This is a genomic window from Cystobacter fuscus DSM 2262 (assembly GCF_000335475.2).
GTDB classification, from domain to species: Bacteria; Myxococcota; Myxococcia; order Myxococcales; family Myxococcaceae; genus Cystobacter; species Cystobacter fuscus.
The window spans coordinates 120,065-145,413 of record NZ_ANAH02000011.1 but is presented as its reverse complement, the minus strand read 5'-3'; the positions used below and the strand labels follow the sequence as shown (position 1 = coordinate 145,413).

The window sequence follows — 25,349 nt, the reverse complement described above, 5'->3', positions numbered from 1 at the left end:
GGCGCCTAGAGGGCGTAGGTGGCGTAGCAGGCGCCCACGGGCCCACTGCCCGTGGTGGGCACGGTGGACGCGGCTTGCCACACGCCCCCCACGCCGCACTGCTGCCACTGCGCGTTGCTCGCCGACTGCACACAGGTACGCGCCGGCACCGCTCTGCCCAGCGTGACGGACTGGCACCACGGCCAGGAGACCGTGCAGGTGGAGGGCTTCGCGCTGGTGCCGTCCGTGAAGGCGCCACCCAGGCACTGCCGCCAGAGGCCATCCGAGGAGCTCTGCACGCAGCCGCCCTGGGCCACGTCGGCGTCCACCGTGCCCGAGTAGCACGCGGTGGTGGAGGGGGCCCAGTCGTACTCGCCCTCGAACTGGTTGTACTTCGCCGCCACGAGCGACGAGCCCCCCACGGTGGTGCGGCCACACTGGATGGCATACGCCCCCACCCAGGGCGTGTACGTATAGAGCGCCGCGGTGGCCTTGTTGGCCGGCTTCACCGAGCACGGGTCCGACGTGCTCTTCGTCACGTTCGGCTTCCAACCCGACACGGTGGCGCGCCCGGCGTCCAGGTCCGTGAGGTAGCCGCGCAGCTTCCGGGCCGAGCAGTCCACCTGGTTGCCAAAGCCCGCGTACGAGGTGTCACACCCGGCGCTGTCCGGGCACCCGCACCCGGTGGCCTTGGCGAGGTTGGTGGAGGTGCCGCTGGTGATGAGGCTCGACTCCGTCTGGATGCGCGCGAGCATGTACAGGGGGTTGATGCCCGCGGCCTTGGAGCGCTCCACGATGAGCACCGCCGCCGTCTTGTTCCACGCGGGGTCCGTGTAGCCCGCCAGGTACGAGCCCTTGAGCGCGAGGAACTGCTGCACCTGCGCCGGGGTGATGCCCTGTCCCCCGGTGAGGTCCGTGTCCTCCAGCAGCCGGTTCATGTCGTACGCCGTCGTGGCCGCTTCGAGCACCTCACCGGTGAGCTCGTCCACGACCTCTTCATCCACGGAAGGGCCACAGCCCACCACCCACAACGCCGGCAACAGCCACCACGCGCGTCGGAGATTCATCGCCTGCCTCGCTCAAGGCCGGGAGGACGGGGCCGGATGGCACCGGCCTCCACGGCGGGGAAGGCGCTCTTCTTAGCATCTGAGAAAGTGAGATTTCCTGATATTTCCAGGAAATGTCGCGTCGGGGGCCCTCAGGGCAGCGAGCCCGCCGAGAGGGCGCGGGAAGAGCCCGCCGAGAAGCCCAGCACCGGCAGGGGCAGGCCCACACCGAAGAAGAGGTAGCCCCGGTCGCGGAACACGTTGTAGCCGTAGCCCACCTGCACGAAGTCGCGGAAGAGCGCGAGCGTCACGGCGGCGCCCAGCTCGGGCGTGCCGTCCTTGTCGAAGTCCAGCGCGGACAGGTTGGCGCCAATCCCGGGCGTCAGCACGTTGTTCCAGAAGCCGCTCGTGCGCGAGGCGCCCTTGAAGAGCACGCTGTAGGCCGGAGCCACCTGGAAGCGGCTGGTGGAGGAGCCCCCCATGTCCCGGGGCTGCTGGGCGAAGATGAGGCCCACCACCGTCTCCAGGTGCACGAGCACCCGCTGCATCTGCAACTGCCGCACTTCCAGCTCCTGGGCGGGGCGCTCGCCGCGCCGCAGGGCGAACTTGAGCACCACGGTGTCTCCCTCCGCGCGCCGTCCCGCGTCCGCCAGGTCCAGGGTGGTGCGCTCGGGCAGGTCCTCCAGGGCGAGCCGGAGCACCTGCGCGCCCAGCTCCAGCGCCGCGGTGTGGGTGGACTGCGCGCCCGCGAGCGTCTGGAACACGGACGTCAGCGTCTGGAGCACGGCGCCCACGTCGGTGGTGAATGTCTGTCGGCACTCGGTGAGCTGCTTGAGCAGCCGCTTGCCCCCCTCGTCCAGGCCCGCGGCCTGGGCATTGAGCGCGGTGAGGAGCACGGAGAACTGCTCGACGCTCTGGCGGGTGCGCCGCGCCGCCTCGTCCAGGTCCTCGTTGGTGCCGATGAGGAAGTCCGCCGAGGAAGACGTACTGGGGGGCGCGCGGTACTTCGCCGCGAGCCCATCCATGAAGGCGCCATAGGACTCGAGCTGGGCCCGGGTGGCCTCCGCCGCCGCCCGGAGCCGTTGGGTGGTGGGATCCGTCCCCCTCAGGAAGGCGTCCAACTGCTCGCGCAGCGCGATGACACACGCGCGCGTGCTGGAGAAGAGCTGGGCGAGCCGCTCGCGCGCCTCGGGCCCGAGCGCCCCGGAGAAGCGGCGCGACTGGATGTCGCGCGCGAGCTGGTCGGCCTGGCGCAGCTGCGCCTTCTGCTCCTCGGTGAGGAGGATCTTGAAGCGCTCGATGTCCACGCGGCCCTGGGGTGCGTAGGTGTCGAAGTTGGGCAGGTGGATGGGACGGCTGCCCTCCCCCCGCGTCGTCACCCAGACGCCCATCTGCACCGAGACGCCCTCCTGACGCAGCACCTCATCCAGCTCGCCGCGCAGCCGCCACGCCTCCTGCGTGCCCACCTGGGTGATGGTCGCGTAGAGCTGCTCGATGGAGGCCCCCGCGTTGCGCTCCAGGGCGACGTTGAGGGACTCGCGCAGCCGGGCGCGGCGGGGGTCTCCGCCGGACAGGGAGCGGTGGGCGTACTCCATGACCTGGAGCGAGGACTTTCCCCACTGGCGATAGGCCCCCTGCAGCTTCGCGTTCGCCGCAGGCGTTCCCCCCTCCCGGGCCCACTCCGACAGCGCATCCTCCAGGGGTTTGAGGCCCGCCTCCGCCCCCTCGTTCAGGAAGGACTGGAGCTGGAGCAGATCCTGGATGAGCTCCTGGCTGGAGGTGCCCGGCGCCGAGGCCCGGATGCGCTCGAGCAGCGCGGCGCGGTCCACCCCGATGTTCAACGTGCTGCTGATGTCGACGATGGCGACCCCCGGCCCCACCGCATGGGAGGCGCCGTCGAGATCCCTCTCCTCGATGCGCAGCAGGGTCTGCGCCAGGGCCGGCGCCGCGCCCAGGGACACCGTCAGGGCCCACGCCCGGAGCAGCGCCCTCATGGCAGCACTTCCGCGCGCATGTAGGCCAGGTTCACCCGGAAGTTGTCCGCCGCCTCGCTCGAGGAGATGACATCGTGGATCGCATCCCCCAGCGACAGGACGAAGGCACGCGCCTCCCCACCGAGCACCGCCTGCTTCAGCCCCGCCGTGCTCTCCTTGAGCTGGACGATGTCGGACTCGATGGCCGACAGATCCCTCGCCCAGATGACCCAGCGCGGCTGGTGCTCCGTTCCCGCGAACATCCCCGCCTTGGACACCAGCGCCTCCCGGTCGGGACCGCTCCCCAGCACGACGAAGAGGACATGGGGCCGGTCATGCACCCACTGGCGGAAGAGATGGCTCGCCGCCTGCGCGTCGTCGAGCGGCAGGACGGTGGTCTTGCGGAACTCCATGGCGTGTTCCCTTCGGTGAATGAACGGCCAGGCAAGACTCTACCGCCACCCCGACATTTCCCGCCGGGGCGCCTCCCAGGGCCTCAGTCGCGCAGCCGGCGGCGGGCCCGCTCCCGGGCGGCCTCCAGCGCCGAGTCCACTCCGGACTCTTCCCGGGGACGCTCCGGCTCGGGCGTGGCGGAGGGGGGCGGTGCTCGCGGGGCCGCGTCCGCCCTCGGCCGCTCCGGCCCCTCGGGAGGGCCCGCCGTCGCCGCCGCGGAAGGGGCCGTCCGAACGGGCCGGAGCCTCGGCGCCGACAGGAAGCGGCGCGCGGCCACCTCCGCCAGCAGCGCCACCAGCGCCAGTCCCACCAGCCACGGCGCGAGCGCCACCCGACCCTCGGACTCGGGCGCGCGGGCGAAGAGGCCCGTCAATGACAGGCGCTCCTCGCCTCCACTCACGGACGCCAGCCCGCGCAGCACCTCCAGCCCTCGTTGGGCGCTGCCAGGCTCGAACTCGGGCGCGTAGGGCAGCGTCACCGGGGGTGCGCGCAACGCCCGCGTGCCCAGCTTCACCACCGGGTGCCACGTGCCGCTGCCCGGCAGCGTGTACTCGGCCACCACCCGATCCTCGTCCTCCCACCGCATGGGCAACTCCACCGGGGCGCCCCGTCCATCCCCCGGCAACAGCATCAGCGTGGGCAGGGCTCCCGGCAACGGCGCGTCCGGCGCGAAGTCCAGCGTCACCCGCAGCCGGTCCCCCCGCCGCTCCGAGCGCGCCACCGCCTCGTCCGCCCCACCCGCGCCCCCCATCGTCCAGCGCACCATGCCCTCGAGCGCCGCGCGCAGGCCGCTCCAGGTGCGCAGCTCGCCCGTGTACTCGCCGTCCACCTCCGCCAGGAAGGCCACCACCCGCCCCGCCCCACGCGGCCACAGCGCCAGCACCGGCGCCGCGTTGTCATCCAGCGTGCGCAGCGCCACGCTCGCGCGCGGCTTGAGGTAGGTGAGGTTGTAGCCCCCCACCTGGGGCAGCCCCAGCCCCGGCAGACGCCCGAGCAACGGCAGGTCCGGCGCGGCCTCGAGCGAGGCGGGCGTGTCCACGAAGGTGGCCCGCGCCACCGCGAGCGTCTCCTGGCTGAAGATGCGCGGCAGGCTCGTCGCGTCCTCCGCGAAGTAGACGCGGCCCCCGCCCCGGACGGCGATCTCCTTGAGCAGCGGCGCGTAGGGGTCCTTCTCCGTGCCCAGGCCGATGACGGACACCGTCACCTTCTGGCGCCGCAGCTCGTCCAGCGTCCGCAGGTAGTCGTCCGGCTCCACCGAGTCCGCCGCGTCCGAGAAGAGCAACACGTGCCGGGTGGGCTGGCGGCTGCTCAGCACCTGCTCCCGCCCCACGCGCAGCGCCTCGCCCACGTAGATGCCCCCGCCGCCACTGAAGCCCCGCGCCACCTCGTCCAGCGGCAGCCCCTCCGACACCGGGCTCATCGGGAAGAGCTCGTGCGGCTCGGTGTCCACCATGTGCACGGACACCTCGTCCTTCTCGTTGAGCAGCGTGAGCGCGCCCACCACGCCCTCGGCCGCCAGCTCCATCTTCGTGCGCCCGTCGGGCACCTGGACGCCCATGGAGCAGCTACAGTCCATCAACACGCTCATGGCCACGGCCGAGCGGCGCTGCTCCTCGCGCATCTCCAGCGACACCGGCAGGAGCGGCTCCACCGGCGAGCGGCGGTAGCCCCCTTCCGCGAAGCTCGAGCGGCCGCCCGTCATCACCAGCCCCCCACCCGCCTGCTCCACGTAGGCGGCCAGGGCATGCAGCCCGGACTCGCCGAGCCGGTTCGCGTCCACGTTCTCCAGCACCAGCGCGCCCACGCCCTCCAGCGCGTCGAGCGAGAGGATGAAGGGCGCGCGCACCTCCAGATTCAGGCCCGCCGCGCGCAGCGCCTGGGCGAGCGTGCCCTGGGGCGCGTTCGTGAGCAGCATCACCCGGGGAGGCCCCTCCACCCGCAGCACCGCCTGGCCCACGTCGTTCTCCACCACCCCGTCCCCGGGCGCCTCCACCACCAGGCGGTAGGCCGCGAGGCCCGGCGCGTCCACCAGGTCGCGCAAGGGCAACAGGTTGGAGCCGGTGTGGAAGTCGAAGGGCCCTCGGAGCAGCACGCGGCCATTCCGCTCCAGGCGCACCGTGCCCGTGACGGGCGCCGTCGCCTGGACCACGCCCGTCATCTGGAAGGGCTCGTGCGCCGTCACCGAGGCCGGGGCCTCCAACGCGACGACGGCCAGGTCCAGCGGTGCGTCCTCTCGCGCCACGTGGCGGAAGTCCACGGCGAGCCCCCGGGCCGCCAGCCGCCGCGCCGCGCCCCGCGCGTCCTCCCCCGTGGCCCGTCCGTCGGACACCACCAGCACCCGGCCCGTGCGCCCGGGAGGAATCAACGCCCCCGCCGCGTCCAGCGCCGCCGCCACGTCCGACGCCTCCGCGTCCACCGGCCGGGTGAAGCCGCCAAAGCGGCCCATCTCCGACAGCGGCTGCTCCACCCGCGCCTCGCGCCCGAAGGAGATGACGCCCACCCGATCCCCCGCCCCCCGCTGCTGCTCCAACAGGCCCACCCACTCCGAGGCCAGACGCCCCGCGTCCGCCGGCATGGAGCGCGAGCGGTCCACCACCACCACCACGTCGCTGCCCGCGTGGCGCAGCACCCACTCGGGGCCGGAGAGCGCCCCCAGCACGAGCAACAGCAGCACCCAGCGCAGCACCATGGGCGGCCCCGGACGCCGGCCCCGCTTCCACAGGAAGAGGCCCAGCGGCACGAGGAGGATCCACACCTGGGGCAGGGAGAAGCTCATGCCGCCTCCACGCGCCGCGTGAGGAAGAAGTCCGCCAGCAACGCCGCCAGCAGCACCCACAGCGGCCAGCGCTCACGGCCCTCGGAGGCCGGCCGCCCCGCATCATTATTACCCTCGGACGCGGGCCGCTCGCCCGCGCCGCGCCCCCGCAGGTCCGACTCGCGGGCGTCCAGCGGCAGCACCTCCACCGCGTCCACCGGCTCGCCCTCGCGCACGAGCGTGTAGCGGCCCGGAGACTCCGGAGCGGGCAGGCTCAAGGCCCCCGCGCCGAACAGGAGACGCTCCGACTCGGGGCCCTTCAGCGAGTAGCGCGCCCCCGCCCGCGTCACCACCGCGAGCGGCTCGCCGAGCGGAAACTGCCGCCGGGTGAAGCCCTCGCGCGCACGCCGCGCCTCGTGCACCACGTTGCCCAGCAACACTGGCCAGGCCGAGGTGCGCTGCACGTTGGAGCGCGCCAGGTCCACGTTGAGGTGCACCCGGCCCTCCTCCTCCGAGACGAGCACCGCCTCGCCCGCCGTCATCAGGGGACGGCCCGGTGGCGCCTCCGCTCCCGCCGCCCAGCGCACGCCGCCCAGTTGCACGTCGTCCAGCAACGGGTGGCCCTTCTCCGCGAAGAAGGGGCCCACGAAGGTGCGCACCGCGCCGCCCACGCCCACCGTCACCCCCGCATCCGAGCCCCTCGGCCCCACGACGAGCGCCCCCTCGCCCGGGCCCACCTCCATCCCGGGCACCACGGAGAAGAAGCGCTCCAGTGCCGAGCGCACCGGCGCCTCCAACCCCTCGGCCCACGCCACGCGCAGCGGACGCTCCGCCGCGGGCGGCAGCCGCACCACCCCGTCCTCGGGCAGCGCGTCCGGCGGCAGGGACACCTCCACGTCTCCCGCGCCCTCGAAGGTGAAGCGCAACGTGGCCGCGCCCTCCTCGGGCAGCCGCACCCGCTCGCGCCGCTCCGTGCCCTCCACCGCCCCCGGTCCGGGCCTCGCCACCACGCGCACCTCCGTCTCCTCGGGGCCCGACCCCCAGCGCGCCACCCGCAGCGTCACCGTGGCCGTGGAGCCCTCGTCCCGGCGCCACGCGGACACCAGCCCCACGTTGTCCCGGGGCGCGCCCAGGGCCGTCCACCGCACCGGGTCCGGCACGGCCACCCCCGGAGCGGGCAGCGCATCCGTGAGGAAGTGCACGCGCTGGCCCGGGCCCGCCAGTTCCTGGGCCCATCTCAGCGTGGGCGCCACCTCATGGTCCGCGCCGAGCGCCCGGAAGGACTCCAGCGCCGCCAGCGCCCGCGAGGGCTCCGCCTCCGGCCCCGCGATCACCCGGGGGACTCCCCCACTCACCAGCACCGTCACCCGCGTGGCCCGCTCCTCCTCCACGCGCCGGGCCGCTTCCACGCGCACCCGCTCCACCCCGGACACCCCATCGGCACCCCGCGCGGACAGGGACAGGCTCCCATCCACCACCAGCACCAGGTGCCGCGTCCGCTCGCGCTCGCCCCACCGCGCGTCCGCGAGGAACAAGGCCGCGGCCACCACCGCCAGCATCTCCAGCAGCAGCGAGGCCTCGCGGGTGAAGCGCTCGAGGCGAGGGCCGGCCTCGGCGCGGGGACGGGGCGTGCGCCAGAGGAACAGGGCGCTCACCACCACGGGCTTCTGCTTGCGCCGCAGGAAGTACGCCGCCACCAGCGGCACGAGCGCGCCCAGGGCCAGCAGTCCCCAGGGAAAACCGAGGCTCATGCGCCCCCCGCGGGGGGAAAGAGGGGCCGCAGCGCTCCGGCCACGAGCGCCTCCAGGGCCTGGTCCGCGCGCAGCACCAGGTGCGAGGCCTGGGCCCGCCGCGCCGCGGCCCCGAGCAGCTTCTGGTGCTCGGCGAAGCGCCGCGCGTAGGCGGCCAGCACGCTCCCGGTGAGCAGCTCCTCCAGCGCCTCGCCGCTCTCCGCGTCCACCAACCGCGCGCCCTCGCCTCCCGAGGGCTCCAGGTCCTCCGCGTCCAGCACCTGCACCAGGAAGAGCGCCGCGGCCCCCCGCGCCAGCCGCGACACGAGCTCCGCCAGGGGCGCCTCGAAGAGGAAGTCACTCACCACCACGCGCAGCCCACAGGGGCGCAGCGGCGGCAGCCGCCCCAGCGCCGAGGCCAGGTCCTCCCGCGCGTCGAAGGCGGCCGAGCGCAGCACGCCCCGGCACACCGAGCCCTGTACCCGCTCGGGCCGGGAGCCTCCCACCAGCAGCGTCGGCGCCAGCCCCTGCCGCGCGCCCACCTCCGTGGCCAGCAGCGCCACCTCGCGCGCGCACGCGGCCTTGCGCGGCGACACCGCCATGCTGCGCGAGCCGTCCAGCAGCACCTCCAGCCGGGGCGACACCTCCTCCTGGCGCACGCGCAGGATGAGCTCGCCGGTGCGCGCCACCGCGTTCCAGTCCATCTGCCGCAGGTCGTCCCCCGGCTGATAGGCGCGGAAGTCCTGCACGTCCAACGAGGAGCCCGCCGAGGCGGCACGCACCTCGCCCACCCGGCCGCGGTGGGGCGTGCGGGGCAGCGCCAGGGCGAGCCCCGGAGCCAGCCGCGCCACCTCCGCCTCGTCGAAGTCCACCGGAGCGCTCATGCCGCGTGGACCTCTCGCTCCCGGGCGGCGAGCGAGCGATCCGCGAGGAAGACGGAGAGCGCGGCGAGCAGCCCCACGCACCCGAGCAGGCGCCAGGCCAGCGCCGGCTCATCCAGCGGAGGCTCCCCATTGGCGAAGGAGATCAGGCCGAGGAAGGGGTTGAGCAGCGAGAGGAACGTGGGGCTCTCCTCCTCGCGCCAGAGGAGGAAGGACACCAGGGAAGGCACGAGCAGGCCCAGCCCGCCGATCACGAAGAACAGCAACCGCACCACCGCTGGGGAGGAGAACACCGGCGAGCGCGACAGGCGCGCCACCCACAGCGGCAGCGAGAGATAGAGGAGCGCGTACAGGGGCAGGGCGACCACCGCGGGCAGGCCCACGGAGGACCGGCGCGTGGAGAGGACGATGAGCACGCCGCAGGCCGCCGTCCAGAAGAGCAGCAGCAGCACGGCGAGCCGGAAGCCGCGCAAGGCGCCCGGACGCAGCAGAGACCAGGGCCGCGTGGCGGCACGCAGGGAGCGAGCCTGTCCATCCACATCCGTGGCCAGCACGAGGCCGCAGAGCGTCAGCAACACGCACCCGAGGACGCTCACCTCGAAGGCCATCCGCTGGGAGCTGGAGTCCCACCAACCGAGCAGGACGACGAGCACGGAGAGCACGGTCTGCACGACGAGCGCCCGCCGGGGCCCCCACGAGTAGTTCTCGGTGGGCAGCGACAGCCGAGCGGCCGCGGTCTCGAAGAGGAGCCAGGCGCAGGTGATCATGAGCCACAACGCGCTCAGGATGAAGGCGAGCGCATCGTCACTGGCGAGGAGGGAGCGGAAGCCCTGCTCACACAGGAAGTAGGCGCTCACCTGCCCATAGATCAGCCCCAGGCCCAACACTCCCAGCAGCGCCAGGTGCGCGAGGCCGCGGCCCATGCGCCCCTCGGCGAGGGTGGCCGTGCACACCGCCACCACGGTGAGGAAGAGGAACCAGCACGCCCCCAGCAACAGCACCAGCAGGAGCGTCGGCAGATCGATGCCGTTGAGGTAGTAGCTGAAGAGGAGGAAGGGCCCCACCGCCGAGGCGTACAGCCCGCCCTGCACCAGGGAAGAGGCCACCTTGCCCCGGAGGATGCGCCGGGGCCCCAGCCCGGTGAGCAGCAACAGCACCCACGTCTCGTCCTCGCGCTCGCGCGCCAGGGAGCGGTAGGCGCCATAGGGCAGGAGGAAGAAGTGCACCATGCCCAGACAGAAGAAGAAGGCGAGGAAGAAGGTGCGCCCCTGGGGCTTCAGGCCCTCCTCGATCGTGGCGACATAGGCCGCCAGGGAGAGGATGAAGCAGGCCAGCAACATCAGCCCGAAGCTCAACCAGAAGACGCGCGAGCGCAGCCCCTGGCGCACCTCCTTCACCACGAGCGGGTTGAGCCGCTCGGCCCACCGCGCGAGCCACCAGGCGCGGGGCGCCTCCACCGAAGCCGTCGCGCTCACGTCCCCGCCCCCTTGGCTACATCCATGAAACCCCTCCAGGTGCCCCGAGGCCCCCGAGTATAGAAAGGAAGGCATCTTCCCAGGCAGACTGACGCCATGTCCTCCCGCCCATCATACGTCTGGTTCTCCTTCTCGCTCGCCATGGCGCCCGGGATCACGCGCGAACGGGTCGAGGGTGCCCGGCTTCCCGAACTGCCCGAGGGGGAAGTGGCGGCGGCGCTCGACGTGGAACTCCTCTATGACGTGCCGGCAGCGGACTGGGGAGGCCACGTGCCAAGGCTGGTGGATGCGCCGGGCCGGCGGGTGATGGGGCGCGTGCGCGTCATGCCCCTGGAGAGCTGGCCCCAGGTGACGAAGCTGGAGGAAGCCCTGTCCCTGGCCACCAGCGAGCGCCCGGTCCGGGTGCGCACGGCCAAGGGCGCCATGCTCTCCGCGAGGGCCTTCACCCCGCCTCCGCCCGAGCCCTCGCCGGGACTGGTGAGCGAATCGTACCTGGAGGCGCTCGCCCGGGCCGCCGAGCACGCGAAACTGCCCACGGACTACGTTTCGCGCCTCCAGGCCGAGGCCCGGCTCATCCAGGCCGTGCAGCGCGGCCACGCCAGGTGGCCACGCTGAGCCGCGCCGCCGTGGGCCCCAAGGGCAGGAAGTCTTCGGGCCCGCGCCACGCGTCAGGCATTGGGAGATCAATTGATACACACCCCGTCTGGACGGAGCGTGGCAAGCTGTTTCGAGTCTGACACCTCTGCCCGGCTTCGCGTCTCCTCTCCGAGCCCTGGTGAATCGTCCGGGCTAGTCTGCGGGCCATGGCCATGCGTCTTCCCGCTCGCCTCGCCAATGTCCTGCTCTCCGTCCTGCTCGCCTGCGCGTGCTCTCCCGAGTCCGAGCCTGGCACCTCTCCCGATGCCGGAGGAGACATCGCGAGCGGGCGGGTGCGGCTCGAGGCGGGCTTCGAGGGGACGCCGCAACCGCGCGGCAACATGCTCCGCATCCACGTGACGGACACCGCCGGGACACCGGTGGAGGCCACGCGGGTCTCCGTCAGCCTGTGGATGCCCAGACACGGCCATGGTGCGCCCGCGCCCGCCGTCACCCGCGAGGCGCGCGGGGACTACCTGGCCACCGTGGACTTCACCATGCCGGGCACGTGGACCGTCACCATCCAGGTGGACACGGAGGGCCGCAGCGACACCCTCGAGTTATCCGTGGAAGCCCCGTGAGCGTGTGACGTTTTGTCGCGGCGCCACGCCCGAGCCGCTGACGTAGGGTGATTCTCCATCCATACATCCCAAGGAGAAGCCATGACGCCGAATGACACCTCCTCCGCCCCGAACGCCAGCCCTGGGCAGCCATCCCGGAAGCTCCTGCTGGCCGCCGTGGCCGGCCTCATGGGGCTCGGCTCCGCTGGCTGCGGCCAGCCCGACGAGCCGCCTCCTTCTCAGGGCGTACCCGATCCGGAGCCACAGGGGCCCCACGTCGTGAGCCGGAGTACCGTCGAGGGAGGGCTGACCTTCGAGCGCTTCTCCGCTGACTGCGAGCAGCGGGGCGGCTTCGTGCAGACGCATGCCGTGTGTTCTGGCAACAACTCCTGCAAAGGCGTCTCCTACAACCGCTTCGATTACTCGCTCACCGAGCACACCTGTAAGGCAATCAACTCCTGCGGTGGCATGAGTTGCGTCGAGCTCCCCGCGGACTCGGGCAAGACGGGCGAGACGGTCTACAAGAACTCGTGCGGCCCTGTGTGCCACAGTCATACCAACACGACGGCATTCGTGTACTACGTGGCACCGGGCACCCATCTGGACACCGCCCGGCAGCAATTCCTCAGCCGTTCCCGGCTCTACCAGCAGTCCATCGTGGCCTTTGGAATCCACGGGGTGAGCGCCGACGGAGTCCTGTCCGCCAACATGCCCGCGTTTCACGAGAAGTACTCGCGCAAGGAAATCGAGCGCGTCGTCGACTACGTGCGCCAGTTGGAGCTGGAGGTCGAGGCCTATGAGGTCATGGGGCCCGCCGCCCCGGTCCCATGAGCCGTCCGGTCCCCACGCTGAGGGCGGATGCCCTGGGGCTCGGGCTGCGCCTGCCCCACCTGGAAACACTCCAGCAGGCGTGGCCGGAATCGGTGGCCTACGTGGAAATCATCAGCGAGAACTACCTGGGGGCGGCGGCGCCCCCTCGGAGGCACCTCGCGTGGGTGCGCGAGCGCGTACCCGTGGTGCTCCATGGCGTGGGCCTGAACCTGCTGGGCCATGAGCCGCTGGACGAGGCCTACCTCGACGACGTGTGTCGGTTGGCGGACGCGATGGACGCTCCCTTCGTGAGCGACCACCTGTGCTGGGTGCGCGCCGGAGGACTGTCGCACCATGACCTGCTGCCAACGCCCTTCCGGGCGGATCTGATCGACTTCGCCGCCGAGCGGGCCGCGTGGGTGCAGCGCCGGCTGGGCAGGCCCTTCGGGCTGGAGAACCTCTCCTCGTACGTTTCCTTTCCCGAGTCGGACCTGACCGAGTGGGAGTTCTACGCCTCCGTCGTCCGGGAGGCGGGGTGCTACTTCATGCTCGACCTGAACAACATCTACGTTTCGGGGAGGAATCACGGCTTCGACCCCCGCGGCTACCTGGACGCCATCGACTTCGGCCGGGTCCTCCAGGTGCACCTCGCGGGGCACGAGCCCGAGCCGGACGGAACGCTCGTGGACACCCACGGCCAGCCCGTGGACGGGGCGGTGTGGGAGCTCTACGCCCAGGCGTGGCGCCAGGGAGGGCCCTTCCCGACGCTGCTGGAGTGGGACACGAACGTGCCGCCCCTGGCTCGCGCGGTAGAGGAGTTGGAGCGCGCCGCCGGGGTTCGCGCGTGAGCCCCGCTCGTGCGCCCCCGGACTGGCTCGCCGGTTTCCAGGAGCGGTTCGGTGCCACACTGCGCACGCCACTCGATGCCTCGTCGGGCACGCTGCGCCCGGTGGAGCAGGGCACGGGGCGGGGGCTCTACAACCGGCAATACTGGTTCCGGCTCTTCGAGGTGCTCCAGGGCGAGTACCCGCTCACGGCCCGACTCCTCGGGCTGTTCCCCTTCAACCTGCTCGTCCAGCGATTCGCGCGCGAGCATCCCCCCCGGGAGTGGGACCTGCGGCTGGCGGGCCGGGGCTTTGGAAGCTGGCTCCGCACGCAGGTGTCCTCGCTGCCCGCGGGGCTGCCCGCCGCGGCCCTCGCCGAGGCGGCGGACATCGACACGGCCTGGAGCGAGGTGTGGATGGCGCCGGAGGTGCCCGCCTGGACTCCCTCTCCAGAAGAGCTCGCGACGCTCGAGGGGCGGTTCCTGCGGGCCTCCCCCGCGTGCCGCCTGCTGGAGGAGAGCTGGCCCCTGGTGGTGCTCCGGCGGACGCTGGGGCCGGACGCGGATGCGCGGCGCCAGCCCCTGCCGAGCCCCCTCCCCACGCGCCAGCACTGGATGTTGCTGCGCCACGGGGAGGCCCTGGTCCAGGTGCCGCTGTCCCCGGTGAGGGCGCGCCTGCTGTGGGCCCTGCGCACGAAGACGTTCGGCGCCGCGCTCGCGGAGGTGGAGGCGTCCCTGCCGCCCTCGGAGCACGAGGCGCTCGTGGCGCACATCGGCACCTGGCTCGCCGAGGGCCTGCGGTGGGGCTTCTGGGTGGGGACGGCCGACCGGTAGGGCGGAGCAGGCGAGGGCCGCGTGCGACACCGTGCCGCATTCCGTGGACGCAGCCGCGCTTGCTACGACAAGAGGCCATCGCTTCCAGGGGGGAAAGCATGGGCTCCGAGCGCATCGGCGTCATCGGTTCTGGCAACACCGCGAGGGCTCTCGCGGCCTACTTGTCGCACCAGGGACATTCCGTCTGCGTCTACACACGCCACCCGGAGAAGCTCGACACCATCCGCCGCCGGGGCCACATCGAGGCCACGGGACTGCTCGAGGGGATGTTTCCCATCGAGGAGGTGACGAACGAGCCGGAGCGCCTGGCGCGCCAGTGCGGGACGCTCTTCGTGGCCAGCGTCACCACCGCCTACCTGGACGTGGCGGCGACCCTGGCGCCCCACCTGCGCGAGCACCATGCGCTCGTGCTCTTCTCCAGCAAGCTGTGCGGCAGCCTGGAGATGACGCGCGCGCTTCACGGGCATGGCGTCCAGGGGGTGCCCATCATCGAGACGGATGCGCTCTTCGCCTGCCGGGCACGCGAGGACCATGGCATTTGGATCGCCGGCCTCAAGGGCTGGACGTTCCTGGCCTGTCCCCAGCGCTCGGGCACGTTGAGCCACGGCCCGCTGGTGCGCCGCTTCTTCCCGGGCCTCGAGGACGCGAGCAACCTGGTGCAGCGGGGGCTCACCGACTTCGGCGCGCTCGCGCACGCCATCGTGTCGCTCGTCAACCTGGGAAGCATCGACCGGGGAGAGCGCCTGCGCTTCTACGTGGAGGGCTTGTCCGAGCGCACCATCGTCCTGCTGGAGCGGATGGAGGAGGAGTTCCACGCGGTGGCCCGGGCCTACGGGACGAGCCTGCTGCCCATGAAGGAGCTGCTCAACCGCTACTATGGCTGCGAGACGGGGAGCCTGCTGGAGGCCATGCGGACCGTGCCTGGCTATCGGGAACTCTATGCCCCCACGAGCCTGGAGCACCGCTTCCTCACCGAGGACATCGCCACCAGCCTGGTGCCACTCCAGGGGCTGGCGCGCAAGGCGGGGGTGGCGGTGCCCATGGTGGACGCCGTCATCACCTTCACCTCGGTGCTCAGTGGCCAGGACCTCGGCGCCAAGGGGCGCACCTTGGAGCGGCTGGGGTGGGGCGACCTCAGCCATGAAGCCATCGTGCAGTGGATGGCGCAGTGAGTGGACAGCCCGGACGGACCCCAGGAGAAGACATCATGACGTACTCCCCTCCCTCGCTGGATTGGAGGAGCTGGCTGAGGCGCTGGGACGCGCAGCAGACGGGCTACCTGCCGCGCCGTGAGCAGCGCTTCGAGGTGATGCTGGACGTGCTCTCGGCGCTGCTGCCGGAGGAGTTCGTGCTGGTGGACCTGGCGTGTGGGCCGGGCTCCATCAGCCAACGCGTGCTGGAGCGCTTTCCGAAGGCACGGTGCATCGCGGTGGACCTGGACCCGGTGCTGCTGACGCTGGGGAGGGGAGCGCTCGGCGATGGAGGGGGGCGGCTGCGCTGGGTGGCGGCGGACCTGATGACCGTGGACCTGGTGGCGCGGTTGGAGGTGTCGTCGGTGGATGCGGTGCTGAGCACCACGGCGCTGCACTGGCTGCCGGCCGAGCGGCTCGTGGCGCTCTACCACCAACTGGGACGACTGGTGCGTCCCGGGGGCGTGCTCCTCAACGGCGACAACATTCCGTTCTCGCGCCGGCCCAGCCCCTTCCAGCGGCTGGCGGAGCAAGCGCGCCGGAGGGATGAGGCGAAGGCTTTCGGCGAGCGGGGAGTGGAGGATTGGGAGGTCTGGTGGAAGGCGCTGGCGGCGGAGCCGGGGATGGGCCCGCTCATCGAGGAGCGCCAGCGCCTCTTCGCCGGCATTCGCCGGGACTGGAGCGAGCCGTTGCTGGAGGTGCACGAGGCGGCGCTTCGCGACGCGGGCTTCCAGGACGTGGGAGTGCTCTGGCAGCACCTGGACGACCGCATCATCCTGGCGGTGCGCTAGGGCCGCGTGTACCCCCGGCGAACTGGACACGCGCCCCAAAGAGGCCTACTGGCTGAACTTCTTACATGAATGTGCTTGCTCGAATCGGACTGCTCGTGGGGCTCTCGTGGGGCATCGGGGGCTGCCTGCTGTCCGACGACGTGTGCACCCCCGCGGACACCACCTATTCCTGCTGCGTCAAGCAGCACCTGGACGATGCCTCCCAGTGCAACACACTCGAGGCGGAGGTGAGAGTCCTCACGCCGACGGTTCACCCAAGTACGCCACGCACGCAGGGGACGGCCGTGGCGGTGGGCACCGTGATCGCGGCGGCGACGCTCTCGTCCGATGGGGAGATCTTCTCCGGGAAACTGCGCGCGGCCGTGGAGAAGATCCTGCGCGAGTGCGCCGTCCAAGCACACGAGACGGTGAATCGCAGACGCCTTGGCGCAGACCCGACCTGGGAGCAATGTCAAGAGATTGTGGAACGCAAAGCAGGAGGCAGAGCCCTCACACTGGCCATGAAACTGGGTAATGAGAAGCATGCTGAGGCCATCGAATGCGCCAGGAGTCGCCTGAACCACCTGTTGCGAGGGCGCTTCAGCCTGGAACAACGATACCGTCACGATAAAACAACAGACCAACTCGAGTTGGTGAGCCCGGAGCAATACCAGAAATCAATGAGGACCAATCAAGGCAAGGACATGAAAGGAACGCTCGTTCCCGACGTTGTCATCCACGCCAAGGACAACCCATTGAAGACTCAATTCACCTACGACTTCAAGTTTCCGTGCCTCGAAAGCACCCTACCCACATGGAACGCCTACCCTCGAGACAGCCCCTACTACGGTAAGAACCAGGGACAAATCTATGAGAGAGCCTTCGGAGCTGCCTTGCGCGTCACCCCTTGGGAGATCATCTGATGAATGGCCGCTATCCTCACTTCAAAGGACATACGCCGGCCGGGCTCCATATCTTGCGCGATGGGCTCGTCATGAACTTCTTCATCCAGCGCTCACACCGGGAGATCGGACATTCCATCGCCCACGCGTTGGAAATCTATCGCCAAGCCGTGGGGATCGAGAAACTGGGTTTCTACACGGGTGAGGAAGGTTACATTCTATCTCTCGACAAAGAGGCTCTAGAATACATCCAGCAGCAACTGCTCGATTGGGACGGCTGCGTCATCCAGCTCTGGGAGCACCATGACCAGTGGAGTGGATACCGGTTCGACTACCGGGGTCGGATGCTCGGCACGGACACCTACATACACTCGCCCGATGAGGTCTGTTGTGCTTCGTTCTGGCTGCCCACCGAGTACCTGGAAGAGCAGGGCCCGGCACGAGTGAAGGAACTGGCTGTGGCCCTGGCACGAGAAATTCCACTCACCTCGGGTTATGCCAATCTCGCATTCAATGGCATGATGGACACCTTTCGGGTCGGTCCGCTGATTCATGACTTGTGCTTCCGCTACCCGGGACTCGATATCGTCGATGACAACGTGACCTATGACCTGGGCACACGTCCCAAAGGTGCCTATTGGCTGAACTTCTACGGGCAGCCCCTCCTGGACAAGCTGGGCGGAGTGGCGGGACTGCGCGAGCGGCTGACCCTGCCCGGAATCTCCGTCGAGGAAATGCAACCCGACAAGGTCCTGGTGCAGCTCGGCGAGTGGCCGGAGGCGGACGGCGAGCTGCGGCCCTACCGCCAACTGGCGCGCGTGCTCGAGCCCCACCTCTACCAGGAGGCCCGCCCCGTCCTCCCCCCCGAGGACATGCGCCGCTGGGAGCGCCGCTTCCTCGACTGAAGCTCACTCTCCGCGCGGAGCGTCCACGGGCTCCGGCAGCTGCGGGGCCCACGCGCACACCCCAGAGTCCCCGTGCATGGGGACGCAGATGTAGTCCGGGGCACACGGGTCTTCCTCTCCGAGGCTACAGATGTCGTGGCACGTCCCGAACAGACACGCGCTATACCCCGGGCACGGCGAGGCAAAGGAGCCCTCGCCCGTACACGGCGTGACACACTCCATCCACGCCTCTCCGGGCCGGACCGGACTCGTGTCCACCTTGCACGTCAGTCCTTCCGCGCAGGGCTCACGCTGGCAGTTCGGGCCATGCACCCGCGCGCACACCGACACGCCCGGCGTCGTCTCCCGCACACACTGCTCTCCCTCCGGGCACTCCCGGCCCTCGCACGTGGGCAGACATACCGGACCGTTGGGATCGTCCTCGGCGCAGAAATACCCCTCCGGACACGAGTTGAAGGGCCAGAGTCCACACCGCCGCGCGCACCAGTCCGCGCACACGAGTCCCCGCTCGCAGGCCCCCTCGTCGCGCCGGGGTAGACGCAAACAGGACTCCCCCTCCTCGCGCACGCCCACGAAGGTGCAGGAAGCCATCGCCGTCTTCGTCCCGTCCCCCACCGGGTTCCACCGGCACACCGATCCCAGAGCGCAATCCGCGTCGATGAGGCAATCACTGCCACTACACGTCTGGCGGTCGTAGCGCCGGTCCGAGAAACAGGCCAGGGGCGGATCGCACTCCGCGCTGCTCGTGCAGGCCGCGAGGAACGAGGGCCGCGCCAGGCGCTCGTCGGGGGAAATCATCGGCAACCGCCGCCACGTCCCCGCCCGCTGCGGCGAGACGCTCATCCACAACAGCCCCACCAGGGGCAATGCCAGCAACACCCCCACCGCCACCGCGCCCCAGACCCGCCCGTTCATCCGCACACCTCCCGCCTCACGCCACCCGACCCCGCGTCACCCGCATGAAGGCATCCTCCAGGTTGCGCTCGCGGTGGCCGAACGCGCACACCGGCACGCCCGCCTCCACGAGCACCTTCAACAGCCGCGCCGCCACCTCGTCTCCCCACGCCGCCGCGGCCCCCTCCTGCTCCAGACGCACGCGCAGCGCCTGGCCCTCGCGGGAAACCTCCTTCACGTGGGGCTGCTCCCACAACAGCCGCTCGGCGCGCGCCCACGCCTCCTCCCCCTCCGCTCCCGGAAGCAACCGCACCAGCAACTCCACCACCGCCGTGCCCGCCGCCTGCGCGAGCACGTCCGCCACCTTGCCCGTGGCCAACAGCCGCCCCTGCTCGATGATGGCGCACGTGTCGCAGATCTCCGCCAGCTCGGTGAGGATGTGGCTGGAGATGAGCACCGCCTTGCCCTGATCCGCGAGCGCGCGCAGCAGCTCGCGCAGCTCGATGCGGGCACGCGGATCCAGACCGTCCGCCGGCTCGTCGAGGATGAGCAGCTTCGGGTCATGCAGCAGCGTGCGCCCGAGCGCCACGCGCTGCTTCATCCCCTTGGACAGCGCGTGGGTGAGCTTGTCCGCCAGGGGCCCCAGTCCGGTGAACTCCATCACCGACGCCAGCCGCCGCGCGCGCACCGGGCCCGTCAGGCCGTAGGCGCGCGCGAAGAAGTCGAGGAACTCGAACACGGTGACATCGTCATAGGTGCCGTAGCGGTCGGGCATGTAGCCGATGAGCGGCCGCACCTTGTCCGGCGTGTCCACCAGCGAGTACCCATCCAGGAGCACCTCGCCCGCGGTGGGCGTGTCCAGGGTGGCGAGGATGCGCATCGTGGTGCTCTTGCCCGCGCCGTTGGGCCCGATGAAGCCGAGGACGGTGCCCGCCTCCAGCTCGAACGACACGTCGTCCACCGCGCGCAGGGCGCCGAAGTCGCGCCGCAGTCCCTTCACCTCGAGCAGGCTCATCCCTCCACCTCGTCTCGCGTCCGCGTCATGGTCCGTCCACCCGTCCCCGCACCAGGTGCGAGCCCTCGTGCAAGCGCACCGGAATCGCCGCCGAGAAGGTCCACCCCGCCCCCTCCAGCCTCGCGAGGAACCCCCCCTCGGGCAGGGGCTCCTCGACCATGCGCCCGAGCACCGGGTAGAGGCGCCGAGCCACGGCCTCGGTGGGACGCAGCTCCTCGGTGACGTCGTCCCGGGTGCTCGCGGGGAGCCGCGTGGCCAGGCCCTCGGCGCCCTCGGCGAGCGCGGGCAGCTTCCACCACCCGCCCCCGGAGCGCACGTAGCCCTCCACGAGCGGCGCGCCGAGCGCGTTGCGGACGCGCAGCTGTCCTCCCTCGGCCGACACGCCGAGCCGGGCGCGCGAGGGCTGCACGGCCACCTCGCCCCATTCCTGGTAGGTGCGCGCGGAGAGGAAGCCGCCCGTCACCACCATGCCCCGGGTCCAGTCCGCCTCGAGGGGCCGCGACTCCCAGTCCGCGTCCGAGGACAGCAGCGCGCCCAGCACGGGCACCTGGAAGGGCTCCGGCTCCAGGTTGGCGTAGTAGCCCCCAACGCCGACGGTGACGGCCCGGTCCCGCTCCCGGTCCAGCCAGGTGACGCTGTAGCGCGCGGCATGCAGCGAGAAGCCCTCCACGAGCACCGACCAGCCCACGAAGGCCAGGCACGTGACGAGCGCCACCGAGGGCACGGCGATGAGCAGCGCCACCGGCCCCTTGCGCCGGGCCAGCAGCAGCCCGCCGGGACCTACCGCCAGCACGAAGAGGGTGATGAGGCCCAGGAAGCGGCCCACCGGAGCCTGGACACCGGGCAACAGGGGCGACAGGCCCGTGCCCAGGGCCTGCTGGTGTCCCCATCGGCTCGGAGGCGGAGCGGGATGCACGGGGCCCGGAGGAGGTGCACTGTTGGACTCCAGCGCGGCCGCGTCGGCGAGCAGTCCGGCGGCACAGCCTTCCACCCCGTCACACAGCCGGACCTGGCCGAAGCCGTAGGGCTGGACGTCTCCCGGAGTGGACCGGGTGAGCAGTGGCAGGCGCTGGTCCACGTCACGCGGCGGATGGAGCAGCATCAACGAGCCCCCCGTGGCCGCGTAGGCCTCGAGCGCGCTCCACACATCCGCGGGCAGCGCGGTGACGTCCCCGGCCACCACGATGCGGGGATGGCCCACGTAGGCGGCGAGCTCACGCGGCGCGTTCTCGGGAGACAGGAAGCGCACCGCCAGCTTCCCCTCTTCCACGCGCGGCAGGTGCGTGCCCTCCGCGAAGGCCTTCTCCGTGCCCAGCACCAGCACGGTCTGTCCCGAGCCATCCGTCGCGTAGAAGGAAAAGACGCGGAATTTCAGGCCCGGGCTCTCCACCCGCACGAGGCCGTGCCGGGAGAGCACGGGGACGGGCATCCAGACCGACAACTTCTCGCGCGGACCCACCTCCACCGTTCGCCTGGAGACCTCGACGCGCCGCACTTCCGTGGCGGTGGCCGTGACGCCGATGTCCACGACGCGCGGCGTGGAGCCCGTGTTGTGGAGCTCCACCTCCAGGGGGAAGTAGCCCCGCGGCGGCCGAGGCAAGGTGGTGGCCACGGACACCCGCAGCTCCCCATCGGACGCGCTCTCCGGGGCGCCCGAGATCTCCGTGTAGCCGGGCAGGCGCGTGTCCTCCTCGGCCGCGCTCGGGACCGCTTCCTCGATTTCCACCTCCGCCCGGGCGACGCCCGCGCACAGCCCCAGGACGAGCAGCAGCGCTCTCCAGGCCTCACGCACGAGGCACCTCGGGAGTGGACTGGAGCAGGGAGCGCACCACGTCCCAGGGGCCCACCTTCTCGAGGGATGCCTCGTAGGCGAGCACCAGCCGGTGGTTGAGGACCGCGGGGGCACAGGCCGTCACCTCGTCGAAGCCCACGTTGGGCTTGCCCCGCATCAGCGCGAGCGCGCGGCCGGCGGCGGCCAGGGCGAGCGCGGCGCGGGGGCTGGCGCCGAAGCGGACGAAGCGGCGGACGGACTCGGGCGCTCCGGGGGCGCGCGGATCGCTCGCCTCCACCAGGCGGCCGATGAAGTCCGCCACCGGCACGGGCAGGTGCACCCGGTCCACCGCGGCGAAGAGCGTGGCGAGCCCCGCCGCGTCCGTCACGGGCGGCAGCGCGGGCGGAGCGCCACGCACGCGCGTGGTGAGCAGCGTGGTGAGCGTCTTCGCGCCCACGGGCGGCACCTGGACGCGGAAGAGGAAGCGATCGAGCTGCGCCTCGGGCAGGGGGTAGGTGCCCTCCAGCTCGATGGGGTTCTGCGTGGCGAGCACGAAGAAGGGATCCGGCAGCGGGCGCGTCTGGCCGAGCACCGTCACGCCCCGCTCCTGCATGGCCTCGAGCAACGCGGCCTGCGTCTTGGGGCTGGAGCGGTTGATTTCATCCGCGAGCACCACGTGGGCGAAGAGGGGCCCCTCGCGGAAGGTGAACTCGCGGCGGCCCTCGCCCTCCAGGACGTAGGTGCCGGTGATGTCGCCGGGCAGCAGGTCCGGGGTGAACTGGATGCGCCGGAAGGGCAGCCCGAGCAGCCGCCCGAGCGCCTTGCACAGCTCCGTCTTGCCGAGACCCGGCAGACCCTCGAGCAGCACGTGGCCGCGCGCGAGCACCGCCGCCACCACCTGCTCCACCACCTGCGTCTGATCGAGCAGGACCTGGTTCAACGCCTTCTGGAGCAGGCTCACCCGCTCCGCCGCGCCCTGCACCTCGGCGGGACTCAACAATTCCGACACGGCCGACTCCTCTACGAGTACTTCTTGGTTACTTCGTCTTCCGCCAGAGAGACTTGCCGTAGATGAGCAGGAGATCTTGAGGAGATGCGACCGGCCCGCATCAAATGGCTCCGAGCAGAAGAACAAAGAAAATAACTCATCTAATAATAAAATCTAATTTAAAAATAAGTAAATCTACAACATCCAATAAGGAATACAACAAAACAGACCGAGGCGTTTACCTTCGTGGGACACGATGGGCTTGCTTCATTACCATAGAAGTCATCTATATAAGCTTACCGGTCACGTAACCAGGACAAGTTCACTTGGGGACCAAATTGAGGAGACAGTAGTGAAATCAGGGAGGGAGAAGGGTGGCGATGAGGGCTGGATTCATAGTGCCGACCACAAAAGGCCCCAGACACAAGCAGGCAAAAACGTGGCTCTTCAGTCCCACTCCGAGGTAAATTGGAAGCTAGGTCCTCGAAATAGAGGAACTCCAAGTCCCAAGGGGGTTCAAGTGACGAGTGACGGAACAGTGGCCGAAAGCACGACAGCGCCCCCAAGACGCCGCAGTGGCAACATTCTTGGTGAACTCGCTGGTGAATCAGATCGAGAGATGCTGGATGCGGCATTTTTCGAGACAGCTACGTTTCGCGAGCTTGCAGTCGGCGAAGACTTCCGATTCGTGGTTGGGCGTCGAGGAGCAGGCAAGAGCGCATTGTTCCAGAAATTACATGCCCATCTAGAAGCGACCAATGTTCCAGTAATTGCGGAAAGGCCGCAGCCTGAAATTGCTCGTTCGTTTCAAGCAAAATTGCGAACTCTTTCGGCAGAGTATGATACGGCAAGCTATATAACAAAGCTTACTTGGAAAGTACAAGTTCTAAGCGCAGCTCTTGAACGACTGAAGAAGCATTACAAGTTCCACCGCGTTGATGACTTTGATTTTTTAGAAAATTACCACAAACAACACCCAGCTCTTTTTGAGAAATCCGGCATGAATAGAAGTTTGTTCGTGTTGGAGAGCGTGCTCTCACCAGGACTGGATGCGGACGAAATTCCCCGCATTATCGCTGAACGGTATAATGTCAATGCACTTGCAAGCGCAGTATCCAATACTGCCGCGCACCTCAACCAACGCATAGTAGTTCTTTATGATGCCTTGGATGCTGGATGGGTCCCGACACCTATTGCCACGGCCATTCTTGGAGGTCTTGCCAAAATAGCGGCGGAGTGTCGCGAGCAAGACTCTCGCGTGCATTGCATACTTTTCATTCGCGACAACATGCTTCGCGCACTTTCCCACCTAGACAATGACTACACACGGGACATCGAAGGAAATGTCCTGCGCCTCCAATGGGAAGAGGAGTCATTACTCAAAATGGTAGCCATGCGTTTGCGCGTCGCATTCGACTGGAAGGGCGAAAACGACCTAAAAGCATGGAGCCGCTTTGCGCAGCGCGGACTGGAAGGGCGAGAAGGCTTTCGTACTTGTCTACGTTATACCCTTTACAGACCACGCGATGTAATCGCACTGCTCAACAGTGCGTATCAGATAGCCCTTCAGGCAGGACGCCAAAATATCATCGAGAGCGACCTCGACCCGAGTGCTGCACGAATTTCTCGAGATCGGCTTCAGGACCTTTTCCGTGAGTACCATGCTGTTTTGCCAGGGCTAGACTCTTTCGCCCGGCTTTTCCAAGGGCGCCCGTCAGTTTCGACGTATGCTGAAATTCACACACTGTTGGAGGATTCAGCGCATGCACCACTTACTGGTGCTGCTGGTCGCGACTTCGCTCTGCTGAACTCTGGGGCAGAGATATTCTCTGCTCTTTATAGTGTTGGCTTTCTCGGCATTCGGCAACCAGATCGTGAGACATTTGGATTTTGTCATGATGGTTCGGATGCGAGTCCCTCCACAATGGAGCCTCTGCGGGAGATAATCATCCATCCATGTTATTGGAAAGCACTAGAGATCCAGTCAACGCTCGCGCCCGAACAAGTTGTCATGCGCATTGACGATGTCGACGATGCGGTAGCGGAGGGAGACACCGAGGCGGAAGGATCTTCCAAAAAGCGCGTAAATGACATTCGAATGCGCAAGCTAGGTGAAACAGTTGACGAGCTACGTGATATTGAAGATGGCCAAGCTGATGCGGCGAAATTTGAACGCTGGGTGCTGCGCGCCATAACAGTTCTTTTTGGTGAGCATCTTGAAAATATCCAGAAACACCCTAACGCAGCCGAACATCAAAGGCGCGACATCGTTGGAACAATAAAGACTGACTCTGGAATATGGGGTCGAATTCTGCATGACTATGGAGTTCGCCAGTGTATTTTTGAAGTAAAGAACTACAGGGAACTTGGCCCTAGCGAGTTTCGGCAGGTCTGGGGTTACTTGTCCGGTCAGTATGGGAAACTGGCTTTTATCATAACCAAATCACCAGATGAAGCAATGAGTCGAGTGGAGAAGCAGTGGATCAAGGAGGGGTGGCGAGAACATCAAAAGATGGTGGTTGTTATCCCTGCTTTCTTGCTTCAGCGCGCACTCAACAAGTTACGTAGTCCCACAAGCAACAAAGAGTATGCCGATAAAATATTACGCAAGCGTCTTGATGCCCTTGAGCGCTAACTGCAGTACTACTGCGGCAACGAACAGAGGCGGTTTTAACTCAACTGCCTGAAGAGGATGAGGCAGCAGGCGAGTTGGGCAAGGGCGAAGTGGATGTCGTCACGCCGGCCTCGAAGACGGGGCGACAGCCTCTCCAACTCTTCATCCGCCAGGGCCTTGATGCGCCGGATGAGATGCTCCTTGGGCGCTCTCTCGGCTGGACCGATGAGGATCAGGAACGTCGCCTGCTTCTTCACTTCTCCGCGCATCCGGGCTACCTCTCGCGTGAGGTGCAGGAAGCTCCTTCACCCGTTCGGTTTTTTTCAGCAGCCTGCTAATACGACT

General features: G+C 68.9%; 22 protein-coding genes. 10 read left to right on the top strand and 12 right to left on the bottom strand.

The window, feature by feature from the left end; translation table 11 throughout:
• Positions 1-5: 5 nt before the first annotated feature.
• The 7 genes from D187_RS20975 to D187_RS20945 all read right to left on the bottom strand — a co-directional run bounded on the left by D187_RS20975 (position 6) and on the right by D187_RS20945 (position 10,292).
• Positions 6-1,046, bottom strand: a complete 1,041-nt coding sequence (locus tag D187_RS20975) for a hypothetical protein (RefSeq protein WP_002626561.1) — start codon at positions 1,044-1,046, stop codon at positions 6-8.
• A gap of 131 nt (positions 1,047-1,177) precedes the next feature.
• Entirely contained in the window at positions 1,178-3,019 is a 1,842-nt protein-coding gene (locus tag D187_RS20970) for a hypothetical protein (protein WP_002626560.1), read from the bottom strand.
• Positions 3,016-3,411 (bottom strand): hypothetical protein, encoded by a 396-nt coding sequence (locus D187_RS20965; RefSeq protein WP_002626559.1) that lies wholly within the window; start codon positions 3,409-3,411, stop codon positions 3,016-3,018. Before D187_RS20965 ends, D187_RS20970 begins: the two co-directional genes overlap by 4 nt.
• A gap of 83 nt (positions 3,412-3,494) precedes the next feature.
• Positions 3,495-6,227, bottom strand: coding sequence for a VWA domain-containing protein (locus tag D187_RS20960; RefSeq protein ID WP_020918167.1), 2,733 nt, complete (start codon positions 6,225-6,227; stop codon positions 3,495-3,497).
• Entirely contained in the window at positions 6,224-7,957 is a 1,734-nt protein-coding gene (locus D187_RS20955; protein WP_002626557.1) for a vWA domain-containing protein, read from the bottom strand. Before D187_RS20955 ends, D187_RS20960 begins: the two co-directional genes overlap by 4 nt.
• A complete protein-coding gene (locus D187_RS20950; protein WP_020918166.1) occupies positions 7,954-8,820 on the bottom strand; it encodes a DUF58 domain-containing protein in 867 nt (288 codons plus the stop codon). Before D187_RS20950 ends, D187_RS20955 begins: the two co-directional genes overlap by 4 nt.
• Complete coding sequence (locus D187_RS20945; protein ID WP_051256452.1) at positions 8,817-10,292, bottom strand: ABC transporter permease; 1,476 nt, start codon at positions 10,290-10,292, stop codon at positions 8,817-8,819. The genes D187_RS20950 and D187_RS20945 overlap by 4 nt, the downstream gene beginning before the upstream one ends.
• Positions 10,293-10,388: 96 nt before the next feature.
• Between D187_RS20945 and D187_RS20940 the strand changes: the two genes are divergently transcribed.
• The 9 genes from D187_RS20940 (at position 10,389) to D187_RS20900 (ending at position 17,722) form a co-directional block, all read left to right on the top strand.
• Positions 10,389-10,907, top strand: coding sequence for a gamma-glutamylcyclotransferase (locus D187_RS20940; protein WP_002626554.1), 519 nt, complete (start codon positions 10,389-10,391; stop codon positions 10,905-10,907).
• Positions 10,908-11,101: 194 nt separating this feature from the next.
• Entirely contained in the window at positions 11,102-11,509 is a 408-nt protein-coding gene (locus D187_RS20935; RefSeq protein ID WP_162159664.1) for a FixH family protein, read from the top strand.
• An 81-nt stretch (positions 11,510-11,590) separates the two neighbouring features.
• Positions 11,591-12,319 carry a c-type cytochrome gene (locus tag D187_RS20930; protein WP_002626552.1) on the top strand — a complete coding sequence of 243 codons (729 nt, stop codon included), beginning with the start codon at positions 11,591-11,593 and terminating at the stop codon, positions 12,317-12,319.
• Positions 12,316-13,146, top strand: coding sequence for an MbnB/TglH/ChrH family RiPP precursor modification enzyme (locus tag D187_RS20925; RefSeq protein WP_002626551.1), 831 nt, complete (start codon positions 12,316-12,318; stop codon positions 13,144-13,146). The genes D187_RS20930 and D187_RS20925 overlap by 4 nt, the downstream gene beginning before the upstream one ends.
• The gene (locus D187_RS20920; protein ID WP_002626550.1) at positions 13,143-13,955 is read left to right on the top strand and encodes an HvfC/BufC N-terminal domain-containing protein; all 813 of its coding nucleotides are present in this window, start codon (positions 13,143-13,145) and stop codon (positions 13,953-13,955) included. Before D187_RS20925 ends, D187_RS20920 begins: the two co-directional genes overlap by 4 nt.
• Before the next feature lie 98 nt (positions 13,956-14,053).
• Positions 14,054-15,127: an NAD/NADP-dependent octopine/nopaline dehydrogenase family protein gene (locus D187_RS20915; RefSeq protein WP_002626549.1), complete on the top strand. Its 1,074-nt coding sequence runs from the start codon at positions 14,054-14,056 to the stop codon at positions 15,125-15,127.
• A gap of 35 nt (positions 15,128-15,162) precedes the next feature.
• Positions 15,163-15,936 (top strand): class I SAM-dependent methyltransferase, encoded by a 774-nt coding sequence (locus tag D187_RS20910; RefSeq protein WP_002626548.1) that lies wholly within the window; start codon positions 15,163-15,165, stop codon positions 15,934-15,936.
• A gap of 65 nt (positions 15,937-16,001) precedes the next feature.
• Positions 16,002-16,838: a hypothetical protein gene (locus tag D187_RS50165; RefSeq protein WP_002626547.1), complete on the top strand. Its 837-nt coding sequence runs from the start codon at positions 16,002-16,004 to the stop codon at positions 16,836-16,838.
• A complete protein-coding gene (locus tag D187_RS20900; protein WP_002626546.1) occupies positions 16,838-17,722 on the top strand; it encodes a type VI immunity family protein in 885 nt (294 codons plus the stop codon). The genes D187_RS50165 and D187_RS20900 overlap by 1 nt, the downstream gene beginning before the upstream one ends.
• Positions 17,723-17,725: 3 nt before the next feature.
• On the opposite strand, the gene D187_RS20895 is transcribed toward D187_RS20900, so the two are convergent.
• Genes D187_RS20895 through D187_RS20880 form a run of 4 tightly spaced genes read right to left on the bottom strand, consistent with a single transcriptional unit; the run spans position 17,726 to position 22,411 of the window.
• Positions 17,726-18,637, bottom strand: coding sequence for a hypothetical protein (locus tag D187_RS20895; protein WP_002626545.1), 912 nt, complete (start codon positions 18,635-18,637; stop codon positions 17,726-17,728).
• Positions 18,638-18,653: 16 nt separating this feature from the next.
• Complete coding sequence (locus D187_RS20890; protein WP_002626544.1) at positions 18,654-19,631, bottom strand: ABC transporter ATP-binding protein; 978 nt, start codon at positions 19,629-19,631, stop codon at positions 18,654-18,656.
• A 25-nt stretch (positions 19,632-19,656) separates the two neighbouring features.
• Positions 19,657-21,423 (bottom strand): hypothetical protein, encoded by a 1,767-nt coding sequence (locus tag D187_RS20885; protein ID WP_002626543.1) that lies wholly within the window; start codon positions 21,421-21,423, stop codon positions 19,657-19,659.
• Positions 21,416-22,411, bottom strand: a complete 996-nt coding sequence (locus tag D187_RS20880; RefSeq protein WP_002626542.1) for an AAA family ATPase — start codon at positions 22,409-22,411, stop codon at positions 21,416-21,418. The genes D187_RS20885 and D187_RS20880 overlap by 8 nt, the downstream gene beginning before the upstream one ends.
• 517 nt (positions 22,412-22,928) lie before the next feature.
• Between D187_RS20880 and D187_RS55325 the strand changes: the two genes are divergently transcribed.
• Entirely contained in the window at positions 22,929-25,025 is a 2,097-nt protein-coding gene (locus tag D187_RS55325; RefSeq protein ID WP_155893479.1) for a P-loop ATPase, Sll1717 family, read from the top strand.
• Positions 25,026-25,060: 35 nt separating this feature from the next.
• On the opposite strand, the gene D187_RS20875 is transcribed toward D187_RS55325, so the two are convergent.
• A complete protein-coding gene (locus D187_RS20875; RefSeq protein ID WP_002626540.1) occupies positions 25,061-25,273 on the bottom strand; it encodes a hypothetical protein in 213 nt (70 codons plus the stop codon).
• Positions 25,274-25,349 lie beyond the last annotated feature (76 nt).

What these genes read in the sequence shown, in the direction of transcription:
- D187_RS20975 (WP_002626561.1), bottom strand. Translation starts at nt 1,046, where the DNA reads ATGAATCTCCGACGCGCGTGGTGGCTGTTGCCGGCGTTGTGGGTGGTG.
- D187_RS20970 (WP_002626560.1), bottom strand. Translation starts at nt 3,019, where the DNA reads ATGAGGGCGCTGCTCCGGGCGTGGGCCCTGACGGTGTCCCTGGGCGCG.
- D187_RS20965 (WP_002626559.1), bottom strand. Translation starts at nt 3,411, where the DNA reads ATGGAGTTCCGCAAGACCACCGTCCTGCCGCTCGACGACGCGCAGGCG.
- D187_RS20960 (WP_020918167.1), bottom strand. Translation starts at nt 6,227, where the DNA reads ATGAGCTTCTCCCTGCCCCAGGTGTGGATCCTCCTCGTGCCGCTGGGC.
- D187_RS20955 (WP_002626557.1), bottom strand. Translation starts at nt 7,957, where the DNA reads ATGAGCCTCGGTTTTCCCTGGGGACTGCTGGCCCTGGGCGCGCTCGTG.
- D187_RS20950 (WP_020918166.1), bottom strand. Translation starts at nt 8,820, where the DNA reads ATGAGCGCTCCGGTGGACTTCGACGAGGCGGAGGTGGCGCGGCTGGCT.
- D187_RS20940 (WP_002626554.1), top strand. Translation starts at nt 10,389, where the DNA reads ATGTCCTCCCGCCCATCATACGTCTGGTTCTCCTTCTCGCTCGCCATG.
- D187_RS20935 (WP_162159664.1), top strand. Translation starts at nt 11,102, where the DNA reads ATGCGTCTTCCCGCTCGCCTCGCCAATGTCCTGCTCTCCGTCCTGCTC.
- D187_RS20930 (WP_002626552.1), top strand. Translation starts at nt 11,591, where the DNA reads ATGACGCCGAATGACACCTCCTCCGCCCCGAACGCCAGCCCTGGGCAG.
- D187_RS20925 (WP_002626551.1), top strand. Translation starts at nt 12,316, where the DNA reads ATGAGCCGTCCGGTCCCCACGCTGAGGGCGGATGCCCTGGGGCTCGGG.
- D187_RS20915 (WP_002626549.1), top strand. Translation starts at nt 14,054, where the DNA reads ATGGGCTCCGAGCGCATCGGCGTCATCGGTTCTGGCAACACCGCGAGG.
- D187_RS20910 (WP_002626548.1), top strand. Translation starts at nt 15,163, where the DNA reads ATGACGTACTCCCCTCCCTCGCTGGATTGGAGGAGCTGGCTGAGGCGC.
- D187_RS50165 (WP_002626547.1), top strand. Translation starts at nt 16,002, where the DNA reads ATGAATGTGCTTGCTCGAATCGGACTGCTCGTGGGGCTCTCGTGGGGC.
- D187_RS20900 (WP_002626546.1), top strand. Translation starts at nt 16,838, where the DNA reads ATGAATGGCCGCTATCCTCACTTCAAAGGACATACGCCGGCCGGGCTC.
- D187_RS20895 (WP_002626545.1), bottom strand. Translation starts at nt 18,637, where the DNA reads ATGAACGGGCGGGTCTGGGGCGCGGTGGCGGTGGGGGTGTTGCTGGCA.
- D187_RS20890 (WP_002626544.1), bottom strand. Translation starts at nt 19,631, where the DNA reads ATGAGCCTGCTCGAGGTGAAGGGACTGCGGCGCGACTTCGGCGCCCTG.
- D187_RS20875 (WP_002626540.1), bottom strand. Translation starts at nt 25,273, where the DNA reads ATGCGCGGAGAAGTGAAGAAGCAGGCGACGTTCCTGATCCTCATCGGT.